Genomic DNA, 299 nt, shown 5'->3' with positions numbered 1-299 from the left:
AGGGGGAAATCCCTTTCGCAAACCAAAGGGCGCAGGATTTCGGTACGATCGTGATCCCAACTTATGGTGCGCCTGCTTAAATGCGGGTTGAAAGCTTGTAAAATCTCCCTGCCAACAGAACAACTCTCGTTGGGGGAAATCCCTTTCGCAAACCAAAGGGCGCAGGATTTCGGTACGATCGTGATCCCAACTTATGGTGCGCCTGCTTAAATGCGGGTTGAAAGCTTGTAAAATCTCCCTGCCAACAGAACAACTCTCGGTTGGGGGAAATCCCTTTCGCAAACCAAAGGGCGCAGGGA

The organism is Bartonella jaculi (assembly GCF_039543045.1).
GTDB lineage: Bacteria > Pseudomonadota > Alphaproteobacteria > Rhizobiales > Rhizobiaceae > Bartonella > Bartonella jaculi.
Note: the sequence above shows the minus strand (reverse complement) of the source record.